The organism is Streptomyces mexicanus (assembly GCF_902506575.1).
GTDB lineage: Bacteria > Actinomycetota > Actinomycetes > Streptomycetales > Streptomycetaceae > Streptomyces > Streptomyces mexicanus.
In genome coordinates this window covers 1,028,534-1,043,097 of the sequence record NZ_LR732544.1, presented here as the reverse complement: position 1 = coordinate 1,043,097, position 14,564 = coordinate 1,028,534, and the positions used below count along the sequence as shown (strand labels likewise).

Sequence of the window (14,564 nt, the reverse complement as noted above, 5' to 3'; positions counted from 1 at the left end):
CGCGGGAGCGCCCCCCGGGGGGGGGCGCGGGGGGGGCCGGCGGGGGCGGGCGCCGGCCCCCCGGGGGGCGCCCCCCCCCGGGGGCGGGGGGGGGGGGGGCCCCGGGGGGGGGGCCCGGGGGGGGGGGGGGCCGCGCCGGGCCCGCCCCCGGGGGGGGGGGCCCCCCCGCCCGCGCCGGGCGGGCGGGGCCCCCCCCGCCCGAGCCCCGGCCGCCGCCCCCCCGCCGCACCGCCCGGAGGGGAGCCGCCCCTGCTTCCACCGCGCCACCGCAGCCGCGCCCCGCCCCTGCCGTCCCGGTGCTCCGGGCCCTCAGGGCACCGGGCCGTTCTGGCACTCCCGGCCGTCTGGCACTCCCGGCCGTTGTGGCGCTTCGAACCCTGCGGGCACTGAGGCACCGCGTACACCAGACTTTGTCCGTTCGTTTTCTTGAACCCTTCGTGTTTGGGGCGTAGGTTCAGCGCCATGACGGCAGCCCGGCCTCCGACCACGGCGGAGGAGTTGCGCGGTGCGGGACTGCGGGTGACGGCCGCCCGCGTCGCACTTCTGGAGACCGTCCGAGCCGGTGACCACCTCGGTGTGGAGGCGATCGCCTCCGGGGTGCGCGACCGCGTCGGGCACGTTTCCCTGCAGGCCGTGTACGAGGCCCTCCACGCCCTGACCGCCGCCGGGCTCGTCCGCCGTATCGAACCGGCCGGCAGCCCGGCCCGGTACGAAGGACGCGTCGGCGACAACCACCACCACGTCGTGTGCCGGTCGTGCGGTGCCGTCGCCGACGTGGACTGCGCGGCGGGCGAAGCACCCTGCCTGACCGCGTCCGACGACCACGGCTTCGCCATCGACGAGGCCGAGGTCATCTACTGGGGCCTGTGCCCCGCCTGCTCCACCGTGCCCAGTTCCGCAGCACCGTGATCCGTCCTGTCCGGAAGGATGTCCATGTCCGAGAACCACGACGCAGTCGTCACCGACCCTAAACTGGAGGGCACCGGCGGCTGCCCCGTCGCGCACACGGCGCGCGCCCCGCACCCCACCCAGGGCGGCGGCAACCGCCAGTGGTGGCCGGAGCGGCTCAACCTGAAGATCCTCGCCAAGAACCCCGCCGTGGCCAACCCCCTGGGGGAGGACTTCGACTACGCCGAGGCGTTCAAGTCCCTCGACCTTCCGGCCGTCAAGCGTGACATCGCCGAGGTGCTGACCACCTCGCAGGACTGGTGGCCCGCCGACTTCGGCCACTACGGCCCGCTCGTCATCCGCATGGCCTGGCACAGCGCGGGCACCTACCGCATCAGCGACGGCCGCGGCGGCGCCGGCTCCGGTCAGCAGCGCTTCGCGCCGCTCAACAGCTGGCCGGACAACGCCAACCTCGACAAGGCCCGCCGCCTGCTGTGGCCGGTGAAGAAGAAGTACGGCCGGAACCTGTCGTGGGCGGACCTGCTCATCCTCGCCGGAAACGTCGCCCTGGAGTCGATGGGCTTCAAGACCTTCGGGTTCGCCGGCGGCCGCGTGGACGCCTGGGCGCCGGAGGACGACGTCTACTGGGGTCCGGAGACCACCTGGCTGGGCGACGCGCGCTACACCGGTGACCGGGAGCTGGAGGAGCCGCTCGCCGCGGTCCAGATGGGCCTGATCTACGTCAACCCCGAGGGCCCCAACGGCAACCCGGACCCGATCGCCGCCGCCCGCGACATCCGTGAGACGTTCCGCCGGATGGCGATGAACGACGAGGAGACCGTCGCCCTCATCGCCGGCGGCCACACCTTCGGCAAGACCCACGGCGCCGGCCCGGCCGACAACGTCGGCCCCGACCCCGAGGCCGCCCCGATGGAGCAGCAGGGCCTGGGCTGGAAGAACTCCTACGGCACCGGCAAGGGCGGCGACGCGATCACCAGCGGTCTGGAGGTCACCTGGACGCCGACCCCGACCCAGTGGGACAACACCTTCTTCGAGACGCTGTTCGGCTATGAGTGGGAGCTGTTCAAGAGCCCGGCCGGCGCGCACCAGTGGCGGCCGAAGGACGGTGCCGGCGCCGGCACCGTCCCCGACGCGCACGACCCGTCCAAGCGGCACGCCCCGACGATGCTGACCACCGACCTGGCGCTGCGCTTCGACCCGGTCTACGAGCAGATCTCGCGGCGCTTCCTGGAGAACCCGGACGAGTTCGCCGACGCCTTCGCCCGCGCCTGGTTCAAGCTGACCCACCGCGACATGGGCCCGGTGGCCCGCTACCTCGGCCCCGAGGTGCCCAGCGAGACGCTGCTGTGGCAGGACCCGCTGCCCGAGCGGACGCACGAGCTGGTCGACGCCGAGGACGTCGCGGCCCTGAAGGCCAAGGTCCTGGAGACCGACCTGACCGTCTCCGACCTGGTGTTCACCGCGTGGGCGTCGGCCTCCTCCTTCCGCGGCAGCGACAAGCGCGGCGGCGCCAACGGCGCCCGTATCCGCCTGGAGCCGCAGCGCGGCTGGGAGGTCAACGACCCGGACCGGCTGGCGACGGTGCTGCGCACCCTGGAGGGCGTCCAGGAGTCCTTCAACGCCGCGCAGAGCGGCGGCAAGCGGATCTCGCTGGCCGACCTGATCGTGCTCGCCGGCTGCGCGGGTGTGGAGAAGGCCGCCAAGGAGGCCGGTTTTGAGGTCCAGGTGCCGTTCACGCCGGGCCGGGTGGACGCCGCGCAGGACCAGACGGACGTGGAGTCCTTCGCCGCGCTGGAGCCGACCGCCGACGGCTTCCGCAACTACCTGGGCAAGGGCAACCGGCTGCCCGCCGAGTACCTGCTCCTGGACCGGGCCAACCTGCTCACCCTGAGCGCGCCGGAGATGACCGTCCTGGTCGGTGGCCTGCGGGTGCTGGGCGCCAACCACCAGCAGTCGCAGCTGGGTGTGTTCACCACCACCCCCGGCGTCCTCACCAACGACTTCTTCGTCAACCTGCTCGACCTGGGCATCGACTGGAAGCCGACGTCGCAGGACGCGACGACGTTCGAGGGCCGCGACGCCGCCACGGGCGAGGTGAAGTGGGCCGGCAGCCGTGCCGACCTGGTCTTCGGCTCGAACTCCGAACTGCGCGCCGTCGCCGAGGTGTACGCGTGTGACGACGCGAAGGAGAAGTTCGTGCACGACTTCGTCGCGGCGTGGGACAAGGTCATGAACCTCGACCGGTTCGACCTGGCCTGAGCGGTACCGGCGGTACCGCCGGTGGCACCAGTGGCACCCGGGAGCTGTCGGCTGACGGCCGGCGGCTCCCGGTGAGGTCCCGGTGCCACGTCCCGTCCGGGTTCGCCGGTCCCCGCGGCCGGCGGACCCGGACGTGTGCGTGCGGGCGGTGTGCCCGCCGGCTCACTGGCCCATGACGTACTGGACGGTCGGGCCCGTGGTCCAGCCGCCGTCCACGGCCAGTTCGGCGCCCGTGACGTAGGAGGCGGCGTCGGAGAGCAGATAGACGACGGCGCTCGCGATCTCGTGCGGCTCGCCGACCCGGCCCATGGGCGTGTTCGGGTATTTGCCCTCGCCCTTCTCGATGCCCGCGGAGGCGGTCATCGGGGTGTACGTCATGCCGGGGTGCACCGAGTTGACCCGGATCCGGGCGGTGCCCAGCTCGACCGCGCCGATCTTCGTCAGCCCCCGCACACCCCACTTGGAGGCGCCGTACCCGGCCGTCAGCGCGAGCCCCATCAGGCCCGCCGCGGAGGAGATGTTGACGATGGAGCCTCCGCCGCCGTCCTTCATCGCCGCAATCACCGTCTTCATGCCGATGAAGACACCGGTGAGATTGGTGTCGAGCACCTTGCGGAAGTGCTCCACCGACTCCGACTCCAGCAACTGCCCCGTGGAGACACCGGCGTTGTTCACCAGGCCGTGGATCCCGCCGAACTCCGCGCACGCGAAGTCGGCCACACGCCGCCAGTCCTCCTCGGAGGTGACGTCGTGGGTCAGGAAACGGGCGTGATCGCCCAGTTCGGCGGCGGTGGCCTCGCCCTGGTCGGCCAGGACGTCGGTGATCACCACGCGGGCGCCGGCCGCGACCGCCTGGCGGGCCGCCTCGGCGCCGAGGCCGCGGGCGCCACCGGTGATGATCACGGTCTTGCCGGTGAGGTCGTTCATGACGTGCTCCAGGTTGTCCTTCGTGCGGTGGGCGAGAGTGCGGCGCGCAGGGCTCAGGTGCGCGGGCGGCGCGGGGTTCGGGGGCGCGGGCGCTGCGGTGCGGGGGCTGTGACGCGCGGGGGCAGCAGGTGCGGCGCGGGTGCGCGGCTCAGAAGTGGGTGCCGCCGTCCACGCGGATCTCGGTACCGGTGATGAACCTGCCGTCCTCACTGGCGAGCATCGCGACCACGGACGCCACCGTCTCGGGCTCCGCGAACCCCTGACCGAGCGCGGGGGAGAGCTTCATGAACAGGCTCATGTCGGCGTCCTCGGGAAGGCCCGGGCCCCTGCTCTGCCTGCTCGAGCCGCTGCCGTCGGTCACGCCGGAGGAGATGGAGCCCGGCTGCACCGCCGTGAAACGTATGCCCTGCCGGGCGTACTCACTGGCCAGGGCGTGGGTCATGGACTGGATGCCGCCCTTGCTCGCCGCGTAGGCCGCCATGTAGGGGTGCGCGAACGCGGCCGAGGTCGAGCTGAAGTTGACGACCGCCGCGTCCCGGCCTTCGAGCAGGGCGGGGATGCACTCGCGGATCATCAGGAACGTGCCGACGAGGTTGACCTGCAGGACGCGGGTGAAGGCGTCGAGGGCGGTTGCGTGGGTGTGCGAGGAGCGCAGGATCCCGGCCGCGTTGACCAGCACGTCCAGGCCGCCGAGCGTGGTGAGCGCGGCGGCGACGCCGTCGCGCACCGAGGCTTCGTCCGCGATGTCGACGACCACCGTGGTGAGGCGGTCCGCGTGTGCGCCGGCCTTTTCGACGGTGTCCTTCAGACCCTGCTCGCTGACGTCCGCGGCGACGACGGTGCCGCCCTCGGCGAGGAGGCGCAGCACGGTGGCCTGGCCGATGCCCGAGCCGCCGCCGGTGATCAGTGCACGGCGGCCTTCATAGCGGTTCATGTGTTCTCCCACCCGGCCGGTCGGTGCGCGACACGGCCTGCGGCGCCGGCCTGCCCGAATCGCCGACGCGGTCGATGCGCTTCACGGTACGCCCGAGTGGCACGTTTTGCCAACCTGTCACTGTGTGCCGGGTACTGATCGCGGGGGCGTAGGCTTCTGCGGGTGAGCACCAACCCGTCCACCTCGCTGACCGAGCGCCGCAAGGCGGCCACGCAGCTCGACATCGCCCACGCCGCGGCCGAACTCTTCGCCACCCAGGGGCCGCACGCCACGACGGCCGAGGAGATCGCCCGCCGCGCGGGGGTCGCGCTGCGAACCTTCTACCGGTACTTCCGCTCCAAGCAGGACGCGGTGAGCCCGCTGCTGGCCGCGGGCGCCGACAGCTGGCGCGCTCTGCTGGAGGCGACGGAGCCGGGCACGCCGCTGCCGCGGGCGATGCAGGACGCGGTCGAGCAGGCCTTGTCCGTCCCGGACGAGGACGCCGTCCAGGCGTTGCTGCGCACCCGCGGGTTGCTGCGGGCGGCCGCCGACGACGCCGCGCTGCGCGCGGTGTGGTACCGGGTGAACCAGGAGTCGGAGGAACGGCTCGTGCCGGTGATCGCCCGCCTCGTGGGCCCGGGCGCGCAGCCGCTGGAGGTACGGCTCGCCGCGGCCGCCGCCACGGACGCCATCCGCATCGCGCTGGAGACCTGGGCCGAGACCGAGGCGGGCGCCACCGGCCCCGGCTCGCCCGCCGAACTGGCGGTGTGCTGCCTGCGCCGCCTGGTCGGCGCGATGCCCTCACCGGGGCGCGCCGGGGGCTGATGCCCGGGCATGTCCCCGCCGGGGCGTGCCGGGGGCTGATGCCCGGCGGTGTCCTCGCTCGGGCGTGCCGACGACCGATGCCGGTCGGGTTCTGGCCGGGTGTGCGGAAACCGATGGGCTCGCCGGGGAAGTGCAGGGCGCGGGGAGTACCGGGGACGCGGTCCCGGCACCAGTCGGCCGCACGGTCGTCGATGACCGTGCGGCCGGGTGCCTCGACCGTGCGACCGTTGTGCCGCGCAGCCTCCCGCCCGCTCAGTCGGTGGCCGGGGTGGGCTCGGGGGCGGTGTCCGCGGTGCCGGCCGCCGTGGGCGAAGGCTGCGCCGGGCGGGCGCGGCGGGAGCCCAGCGCCGCGTAGAGCAGGGCCGGCACCATCAGGCCGACGATCCACGAGATGTCGGCGCCGCCGAGCGGACCGACCAGCGGGCCGGTGTAGAAACTGGTGGACAGGAACGGGAACTGGGCGGCGAGGCCGACGGCGTAGACCAGCAGGGCGTCCCAGCGCCAGCCGCCGTACCGGCCGTTCGGATCGCTCAGCGCCGGCAGGTCGTACCGCTCCTTGGAGAGCAGGTAGTAGTCCACCAGGTTGATCGCCGACCACGGGGTGAAGAACGTCAGCAGGAACAGCAGGAAGTCGGCGAAGGAGTTCAGGAACGAGCTGCGTCCGGCGAGCGCGACGGCCGTGCCCGCGATCATGATGCCGGTGATGTAGGCGGTCCGGCCGCGCTGCGACAGGACCCGCTGACCGCGGAACCCGCTGACGCTGGTCACCAGGGACATGAACCCGCCGTAGGTGTTGAGCACGTTCACCGTCAGCTTGCCCAGTGCGATCACGAAGTACAGCAGGGACGCCACCAGGCCGGTGCCGCCGAGGCCCACCACGTATCCCACCTGGTCGTCCACGAAGGCCGCGCCGGCGGTCGCCGCTACCAGCACACCGAAGCTCATCGACCACTGGGCGCCGAGCACCGTGCCGGCCAGGGTCCAGCCGAACGTGGCCCGGGCGGAGGTGGTGCGGGGCAGGTAGCGCGAGTAGTCCGCCACGTACGGCCCGAACGCCAGTTGCCACGACGCGGACAGCGACATGGCCAGCAGGAACATCGGCAGCGCGAAGTGGTACTGGTGGGCCAGGTGTCCGAGGTCGGCGCGGCCCAGCAGGCGCACCCCCAGATAGACGAAGGCCAGCGCGCACACCACGCTCGCCACCCGGCCCAGGGCGTGGATCACCTGGTAGCCGACGGTCGCCATCACGCCGGTCACCAGCGCGAAGACGATGATGCCGGGCACGGGGCCGAGATGGGTGAGCTTGCCGACCGCCTCCCCGGCGAGCACCGACCCGCTGGCGAAGAACCCGATGTACATCACGACCACCAGGACCAGCGGCACGACCGCCCCGCGCACCCCGAACTGCGCCCGCGACGAGATCATCTGCGGCAGGCCCAGCCGGGGTCCCTGGGCCGAGTGCAGGGCCATGACCGCGCCGCCCAGCACGTTGCCGGCGAGCAACCCGACAAGGGACCAGACCACGTCACCGCCGAAGACGACGGCGAGCGCGCCGGTGACCACGGTGGTGATCTGGAGGTTGGCACCCAGCCAGAGCGTGAACTGCGAGAACGCCGTACCGCGCCGCTCCTCGTCGGGGATGACGTCGATGGAACGCCGTTCGACCATGGCCTGTGCCACCACGTGCTCCGTCCTGCCGCTCCTGGGCGGGGCACGGCACGCCGGAACCCGGGGGCGCGTCCACCGCCTGCATATGTCTATGCAGGTTTCCTCGTTCCTGAATGGATTGCAATACCCTCACGTGAATCGGTGGTAACGAACCCCTCACGGCTCCAGGGAGCGACAGCGCGGCGGACGGTCGCACTCCCGGACGGCCGGCGCGTGCTCACCCGTTTTTCAGCAGCTCGTCGCACCACTCCCTGATCACGTCGACGGTCCGCTGCAGCACACCCGGCTCCGCGAACCGACGCGTCAGGCCGGGCACTTCGCGCACGGCGTGCGGACCGGCCAGCCGCCGCGCTGCCGCCTGATGTGCCAGCAGCGACTGCGGTTCTTGGTCGTCCACGACGAACAGCACCGGCACCCGCACACGTTCCAGCGCGTCACCCGCGAGAGCGGGCTGCCCGTCGCAGGACACCACCGCGCACACCCGCTCCGGCAGATCCGCCGCCGCGAGCAGCGCCACCGCCGCTTCGGCGCCCGACCCGCACAGGAGCACCGGCAGCCCGCGGGCGTCCGGCTGGATCGTCACCCAGTCCACCGCGGCCACCAGCCGGCGGCTCAGCATGGCGAGATCGACCGGCTGCCCCTCGATCTGTTCGATCCGGCGCCCCTCCGTCTCACTGAACAGACCCACCGCCAACGTGCCGAACCCCGCCTTGTGCAGCTCGTCGGCGACCGACCTGACGTGCGGGTCCTGCGGGGAGGCGTGCAGACCGTGCGCCAGGACGGTCGTCGCCCGGGACGAGGCGGGGACGACGAAATCGCCCGCCAGCGTGACGCGGTCGGCGGGCACCGACACCATCTGAGAGATCACGGACATCGCCTGCTTCCTCCGGCGGCCCGGCCCCGGGCCGCCTGCGTTCTCGGCCTTGTGGCCGTGTACCCATCCCCGTGCGGGAAACCCGCGTACTGCCACGTACCGCGTCCGACGCACCCCGTCCTACGCGTCGGACGCACCCCGTCGGAGCCAAGGAGGCGGGAGCAGATGGCGAGACCCGTCTGGACCGGAGTCCTCACCTTCGGACTGGTCACGGTCCCCGTCGGCCTCTACACGGCGACCGAGGACCACACCGTGCACTTCCACCAGCTGCAGCGGGACACCTCTGACCGCATCCGCAACAAACGTGTCAACGAGCGCACCGGCAGGCAGGTCTCCCCGGACGACATCGTCAAGGGCTACGACCTCGGCGAGGGCGACTACGTGGTCGTCGAGCCCGACGAACTCGACGAGATCGCGCCGGGCCGGTCCAAGGTGATCGACATGGCGGGCTTCGTCGATCTGCGCGCGGTCGAGCCCGTGTACTTCGACCGCACCTACTACGTCGGCCCGCGCGGCGAGGAGTACGTGAAGGTGTACGAACTGCTGCGCGCCGCCCTTCAGGACGCCGACAAGGCCGGTATCGCCACCATGACCATGCGCAACAAGGAGTACCTCACCGCGCTGCGGGCCCAGCCCACGGTGCTGATCATGCACACCATGCACTGGGCCGACGAGGTGCGCGACCCGGCCGACGTCCTGGACCTCGTGCCCGACCGGCGCACCGAGCTGCCGAGTCAGGAGCTGAGGACCGCCCGGCAGTTGATCGACGCCCTCACCATCGACTGGCGCCCCGAGGACTACCACGACACCTACGAGGAGCGCGTCAGGGAACTGGTCGAGGCCAAGCGCCGGGGCGAGGAAGTCGTCGGCGAGGCCGGACCGCCCGAGGCGACCAACGTCATCGACCTCATGGCGGCGCTCGAACGCAGTGTGGAACGCGCCCGCTCCCGCAAGACCGGCGGCGAGGGCGCACAACGCCCCGAGAAGGCGAAGGGCGCCGAGAAGGCCGCCGAGGAACCGGAGAAACGCACCCGAAAGACGAAGACGAAGGGCACCGAGAAGGCCGGTGGACGCGGGGGCAAGGGCTCCGGGAAGACCGGGCGGAAGGCCGCCGGGAAGGCCGGCGGCCGGGCGCGCAACGGTGCCGGTGACGACCTCGGGACACTGTCCAAGGCCCAGCTGTACCAGCGGGCGGGCGAGGCCGAGATCGCGGGCCGTTCCCGGATGAACCGCGACCAGCTCATCGAGGCACTGAAGAGACAAGCCGCCGCCTGAACCCCGCCGGGCCGGCTCGACCGAAGGAAGGGAGCGATGCCGTGCGTTTCCGTGACCGTCGGCACGCGGGGCAGGAGCTGGCCGCCCGGTTGCTGGAACGGGCGGGCAGCGGCGATCCGGCGCACGCGCTCGTCCTCGCGCTGCCGCGCGGCGGCGTGCCGGTCGGCGCCGAGATCGCCCGGGCGCTGAAGGTGCCGCTGGACGTCCTGGTCGTCCGCAAGATCGGTGTGCCCGACGCCCCGGAGATCGGCGTGGGGGCCATCACGGGGGAGGATCCGCCCCTGTTCGACCCGGTCGGCCTGGCCGCCATGCACCTGTCCGAGGACAAACTCGGCTCCGAGGTGGCCCGGGAGCGAACCGAATTGCACCGGCGTGAGTCCCTGTACCGGGCGGGACGGCCCGCGCCGCCCGTCGCCGGGCACCGTGTGCTGCTCGTGGACGACGGCCTGGCCACGGGTGTCACCGCCCGGGCCGCACTGCGCCACCTGCGCGGGCGTCATCCGCTGCGGCTCACCCTCGCCGTACCGGTGGGCAGCCCGCGCGTGGTCGCCGCGCTGCGGGAGGAGGCCGACGACGTCGTCTGCCTGCACCAGCCGTCCCGCCTGAGGTCGGTGGGGGAGTGGTACGACGACTTCGCGCAGGTGTCCGACCAGGACGTGATCGCCGCGCTGCGGGAACTCCACCCGGCGGTCTGACGGCCTGTGTCCCGCCCGCTTCGGCGGCACGGGCGTGCCGGCTCACTTCTGCGCCTGAGGGACGCTGCCGGGGGAGAAGGTGAACGTGAGCTTCTCCATGACCGGCTTGCGCCGGGTGTTCTGGAAGGCGGCGATGCGCCACCGGCCGTCGGGGTCCCGGACCAGCGTGTACGTCTGGACCTTGCCGAGCTTGGGCGGCCGCTTGCCCTTGTAGGTGTCGCCCCGGCCGTTGACGACGGCCACGTCCGGCCCGTAGAAGCGGATGTCGACGACCTCGTCGGCGAGCTTCGTGCCCTTGAGGAGGCCTGCGAACAGCGCGCGGTGGCTCTCCACGATGTCGCGCCGGCCCCGGTACACGGTACCGAGGAAGCTCAGGTAGCTGGCGTCCTCGGTGAACAGGGCACCGTATGCCTCCGCGTCGTTGCGGTCCCATGCGGCGACCAGGCCGTCCAGCACCGCCTTCACCGCGGCGGTCTCCTGCTGCTGCCCCTGCATGATGGATCACTCCCCCACTTGTTAGGATCGAGCAGACACTGCACGAACGCAGAATCTGCATCCATGCAGAGAAATGTAGGAGGTGATCCCGGTGGGCGCAATCCCCAGCGAGGGGGACAGCGAGCAGGTGATCTTCCGTCAGTACCTGGACGCGGTGGGACTGCAGGGCCTGGCCAGTGCGGAAGCCGCAGGTCTGCACACCTCGGAGTGGTACGCGCTGAGCCTCATCGCCTTCCACGGCACCCTCTCCTCAGGTGAACTCGCCACCCGCACAGGGCTGACCACCGGCGCCACCACCCGTCTGATCGACCGCCTCGAAAGGGCCGGCTTCGCCCGCCGGACAGCCGACCCCGACGACCGCAGACGCGTGATCGTCGAACCGGTCCCCGACGCCCTGGGACGCATCGAGGAGGTGGTCGGCCCCGCCCGCCGCCATGTAGCCGAAGTCCTCGCCCACTACACCCCCGAGCAGCGCGCCCTCCTCTTCGACTACTTCGCGCGCGCCGCACCCGCCTTCCGCGCGGCCACCGAAGAGATCCGGGCCCGCGCTGCCGGCAACCGCCGAGGACGGACGCGGAAGACGGCGCCGCCGGAGTGATGAGCGGGGCCGACTCCTGCGCGGGCAGCGCGGGCCGCCGTGGAGGAGACTGCCTTGGGCCGTCCCCGGTTCAGTCCTCAGCCCGATCCCTCGGTCGCCCGGCCCACGGGCAGCAGCTCCCGGATGTCCGAGGGCAGCACCCCGGCCACCTTCACGGTCAGTTCCGGGGTCAGGGCGGCGTCCAGCACCTCCATGACGGCGGCGGTCTCGCTCAGGGCCGCGTCTTCGTCCGTGCCCGCGCGCCCGGCGACCCTGCCCGCGAACGCGGTCAGGTCGAACCGCTCGCCCGAGGTCCGCGAACGCTCGGACACCGACGACTCCGACGCCTGACGCATGGGCGCGGCCAGCTCCGGTGGCAGCTGGGCGGCGACGTGGTCCGCGAGCCCGGCCGGCAGCCGTTCGGCCAGCGTGCTCAGCACGGCACGGATCGCCCGGTCGGCCGAGCCCCGGTCCGGCAGCTGAGCGAGCGCCTGAACTTTCCCGATCATCTCATCGTGTCGCATCGGACCGCTCCTCCTTGCCGTCCTTGTCGGTCCTCTCCGTCCTTCCTCACTTCACTCAGGAAGTGCCCCTCGGCGGGTACCCGTCCGCGCGCTGCGGAACGCGGTCCGGCGGACGGGCAGGCGCGCGCGGCCGTGCCGGAGAACGCGATGTCCGAACACCGCCAGCGGCCGCCCCGGCCGGCGGCGAGAGTGGATCACATGACCACCACCGCAGTCCCCGCGCACTCCCGGATCGAGCCGGGCATCCTCTACTTCGGCACCCCCGTGGTGCTCCTGTCCACCCTGAACGAGGACGGCACACCCAACCTCGCGCCGATGTCCTCGGCGTTCTGGCTGGGCTGGCGGGCGGTGCTCGGCCTGGGAGCGCGGTCCCAGACGTCCCAGAACATGCTCCGCACCCGCGAGTGCGTCCTCAACCTTCCCTCCGACGCGCTGGCCCCGGCCGTCGACCGGCTCGCGCTGACCACCGGCACCGATCCGGTGCCGCCGCGCAAGGCCGAGCGCGGATACCGCTACGAGCCGGACAAGTTCGGCCGGGCCGGCCTGACCCCGGTGCCGTCCGAGACCGTCGCCCCGCCCCGGGCCGCCGAGTGTCCGGTGGCGATGGAGGCCGTCGTCGAGGCCGTGCACTCGCTGGCGGACGACGGCGACACCCAGCGGGGATCCGTGCTCACCTTCGAGGTCCGCGTCCGGCGGGTCCACGTGCACGACGAGATCCGCCAGGCCGGGACCGAGGACCACATCGACCCGGACGCCTGGCGGCCCCTCATCATGAGCTTCCAGAAGCTGTACGGCCTCGGGCCGCAGGTCCACCCCTCGACGCTGGCGCGTATCCCGGAGCACCTGTACCGCACACCGGACATCGCCCGCGCCCGCCGGGACTGACACACCCGTGCCGGCCCGGCGGGCGCCGGCGGGTCACCACGGCAGCGGGCCGGCGGCGGTGCGGAACGGGCCCGTGGGGCCGTCGGCGCCGATGCACGCCATCCGCACGATGACCTCGGCGCCCTCCTCCACGCTCTGGGTCCCGGTGTTGTGGTTCAGATCGGTGCGGGTGAAACCCGGATCGACGGCGTTGATCCGGATGTCGCCGAAGGCCTTTGCGTACTGCACCGTGAGCATGTTGACCGCGGCCTTGGAGGACGGGTAGGCGAGGTCGGGGTAGAAGTGCGTGGGCGACGCCGGGTCGGCCAGGGCCGACGCCAGGGCCAGGCCGCTGCTGACGTTGACCACGACCGGGTTGGCCGAGCGCCGCAGCAACGGCAGGAAGGCGTGCAGCGTCCGCACGATGCCGAACACGTTGGTCTCGAACACCGTGCGCACCGCGTCCGCCGTGGTCTGCGTGGGATCGACGAAGGCGCCGTCGGGCCGGCGCGGCTCGATGCCGGCGTTGTTCACCAGCACGTCCAGACCGCCCGCGGCGTCGATCTCCTTGACGGCGGCCGCGACCGAGGCGTCGTCGGTCACGTCGAGCTGGACGAAGTGCGCGCCCAGCTGCTCGGCGGCCCGGCGGCCCCGCTCGGGATCGCGGGCGCCGAGGTGAACGGTGTGACCCGCGGCGAGCAGGCGGCGGGCGGGCTCGAATCCGAGGCCCTTGTTGGCCCCGGTGATCAGTGTGGTCGTCATGTCTCCAGCGTCGGCGGGCGGCGGCCCGCCGGCCAGAAGACGGGTTTTCCTAGGAACGGCAGTGCCAGGAACACCCGCGTCGCGTGCGGCACACTGGGGATCATGGCCACCGCGGAACTCGGAGCAGCGATCCACCGCTGGCGCGACCGGCTGTCCCCGGGGGAGGTCGGCCTGCCGGCCGGGGGACGCCGGCGTGCCGCCGGACTGCGGCGCGAGGAGCTGGCCCAGCTGGCTGGTATCTCGGCCGACTATGTGATGCGCCTGGAGCAGGGCCGCGCCACCAACCCCTCCTCGCAGGTGGTGGAGGCGCTGGCCCGCGCGCTGCGGCTGTCGGCGGCCGAACGGGACCACCTGTACCGGTTGGCCGGCCTGGCGCCGCCCGGCCCGAAGACGGTCCCCGTCTTCGTCCCGCCCAGCGTGCACCGCCTGCTGGACCGGCTGGCCGGAACCCCGGTCGCGGTGTACGACGCCGCCTGGACGCTGCTGGTCGCCAACCCGCCGTATACGGCGCTGATGGGCGAGGTCGCCCAGGGACGCGAACGCAACGGCGTGTGGCGGCACTTCGCCGGCAGCGGCGGCCGCGTCGTCCACACCCCCGAGGAGCGGCGCGCCTTCGAGACCGCGCTCGTCTCCGCCCTGCGCACCACCGCCGAGCGTTACCCGGCCGACCACCGGCTGCGCGACCTGATCGCCGAACTGCGCGCCCGCAGCGACCGCTTCGCCGAGCTGTGGGACAGCGGCGCGGTGGGTGCGCACGAGGCGGCACGCAAGACCATCCGGCACCCACGCGTCGGGCCGGTGACCCTCGACTGCGACGTGCTCGCCGTCGCCGGCAGCGATCTGCGGATCATGGTCTACACCGCCGAGCCCGACACCGAGGACGCGGAGCGGCTGGCCCTGCTGATGGTCCTCGGCACCCAGGAACTCCCGGCCGCACCCTGACCACCGACCGGAGCGGCCCCGCGCCGACCGACTCGGGCCACGCGGTGCGGGGGAC

At 72.7% G+C, this 14,564-nt stretch carries 15 protein-coding genes; 8 read left to right on the top strand and 7 right to left on the bottom strand.

What is annotated here, in order from left to right:
• The first annotated feature begins 462 nt into the window (after window positions 1-462).
• On the top strand, window positions 463-909 hold the full coding sequence (locus tag GV126_RS04775; RefSeq protein ID WP_159662970.1) for a Fur family transcriptional regulator: 447 nt from the start codon (window positions 463-465) through the stop codon (window positions 907-909).
• A gap of 24 nt (window positions 910-933) precedes the next feature.
• A complete protein-coding gene (gene katG, locus GV126_RS04770) occupies window positions 934-3,168 on the top strand; it encodes a catalase/peroxidase HPI (RefSeq protein WP_159662968.1) in 2,235 nt (744 codons plus the stop codon).
• Between the two features lie 162 nt (window positions 3,169-3,330).
• On the opposite strand, the gene GV126_RS04765 is transcribed toward katG, so the two are convergent.
• Both GV126_RS04765 and GV126_RS04760 read right to left on the bottom strand, forming a co-directional pair.
• Window positions 3,331-4,095 (bottom strand): glucose 1-dehydrogenase, encoded by a 765-nt coding sequence (locus tag GV126_RS04765; protein WP_159662966.1) that lies wholly within the window; start codon window positions 4,093-4,095, stop codon window positions 3,331-3,333.
• A gap of 148 nt (window positions 4,096-4,243) precedes the next feature.
• Entirely contained in the window at window positions 4,244-5,029 is a 786-nt protein-coding gene (locus tag GV126_RS04760) for an SDR family NAD(P)-dependent oxidoreductase (protein ID WP_159662964.1), read from the bottom strand.
• Between the two features lie 162 nt (window positions 5,030-5,191).
• Here GV126_RS04760 and GV126_RS04755 point away from each other — a divergent pair, with 162 nt between their 5' ends.
• Window positions 5,192-5,833 carry a TetR family transcriptional regulator gene (locus GV126_RS04755; protein WP_159662962.1) on the top strand — a complete coding sequence of 214 codons (642 nt, stop codon included), beginning with the start codon at window positions 5,192-5,194 and terminating at the stop codon, window positions 5,831-5,833.
• Window positions 5,834-6,085: 252 nt separating this feature from the next.
• Here the strand turns inward: GV126_RS04755 and GV126_RS04750 are convergent, their stop codons facing one another.
• Both GV126_RS04750 and GV126_RS04745 read right to left on the bottom strand, forming a co-directional pair.
• A complete protein-coding gene (locus GV126_RS04750) occupies window positions 6,086-7,501 on the bottom strand; it encodes a purine-cytosine permease family protein (protein ID WP_159673321.1) in 1,416 nt (471 codons plus the stop codon).
• Between the two features lie 217 nt (window positions 7,502-7,718).
• Entirely contained in the window at window positions 7,719-8,375 is a 657-nt protein-coding gene (locus GV126_RS04745) for a dienelactone hydrolase family protein (protein WP_159662960.1), read from the bottom strand.
• A gap of 165 nt (window positions 8,376-8,540) precedes the next feature.
• On the opposite strand from GV126_RS04745, the gene ku reads away from it, so the two are divergent.
• Entirely contained in the window at window positions 8,541-9,650 is a 1,110-nt protein-coding gene (ku, locus tag GV126_RS04740; protein WP_159662958.1) for a non-homologous end joining protein Ku, read from the top strand.
• Window positions 9,651-9,691: 41 nt separating this feature from the next.
• Window positions 9,692-10,345, top strand: a complete 654-nt coding sequence (locus GV126_RS04735) for a phosphoribosyltransferase (protein ID WP_159662956.1) — start codon at window positions 9,692-9,694, stop codon at window positions 10,343-10,345.
• Between the two features lie 42 nt (window positions 10,346-10,387).
• Here GV126_RS04735 and GV126_RS04730 read toward each other — a convergent pair whose 3' ends face one another.
• The gene (locus tag GV126_RS04730; protein WP_159662954.1) at window positions 10,388-10,840 is read right to left on the bottom strand and encodes an SgcJ/EcaC family oxidoreductase; all 453 of its coding nucleotides are present in this window, start codon (window positions 10,838-10,840) and stop codon (window positions 10,388-10,390) included.
• 91 nt (window positions 10,841-10,931) lie between these two features.
• Here GV126_RS04730 and GV126_RS04725 point away from each other — a divergent pair, with 91 nt between their 5' ends.
• Window positions 10,932-11,438, top strand: coding sequence for a MarR family winged helix-turn-helix transcriptional regulator (locus GV126_RS04725; RefSeq protein ID WP_236569878.1), 507 nt, complete (start codon window positions 10,932-10,934; stop codon window positions 11,436-11,438).
• A 77-nt stretch (window positions 11,439-11,515) separates the two neighbouring features.
• Here the strand turns inward: GV126_RS04725 and GV126_RS04720 are convergent, their stop codons facing one another.
• Entirely contained in the window at window positions 11,516-11,941 is a 426-nt protein-coding gene (locus GV126_RS04720) for a DUF2267 domain-containing protein (RefSeq protein WP_159662952.1), read from the bottom strand.
• A 198-nt stretch (window positions 11,942-12,139) separates the two neighbouring features.
• On the opposite strand from GV126_RS04720, the gene GV126_RS04715 reads away from it, so the two are divergent.
• Window positions 12,140-12,826: a flavin reductase family protein gene (locus GV126_RS04715; RefSeq protein WP_201299799.1), complete on the top strand. Its 687-nt coding sequence runs from the start codon at window positions 12,140-12,142 to the stop codon at window positions 12,824-12,826.
• Window positions 12,827-12,859: 33 nt separating this feature from the next.
• Here GV126_RS04715 and GV126_RS04710 read toward each other — a convergent pair whose 3' ends face one another.
• Window positions 12,860-13,567 (bottom strand): SDR family NAD(P)-dependent oxidoreductase, encoded by a 708-nt coding sequence (locus tag GV126_RS04710; protein ID WP_159662949.1) that lies wholly within the window; start codon window positions 13,565-13,567, stop codon window positions 12,860-12,862.
• A 102-nt stretch (window positions 13,568-13,669) separates the two neighbouring features.
• On the opposite strand from GV126_RS04710, the gene GV126_RS04705 reads away from it, so the two are divergent.
• Window positions 13,670-14,509: a helix-turn-helix transcriptional regulator gene (locus GV126_RS04705; RefSeq protein ID WP_159662947.1), complete on the top strand. Its 840-nt coding sequence runs from the start codon at window positions 13,670-13,672 to the stop codon at window positions 14,507-14,509.
• Window positions 14,510-14,564: the final 55 nt, after the last annotated feature.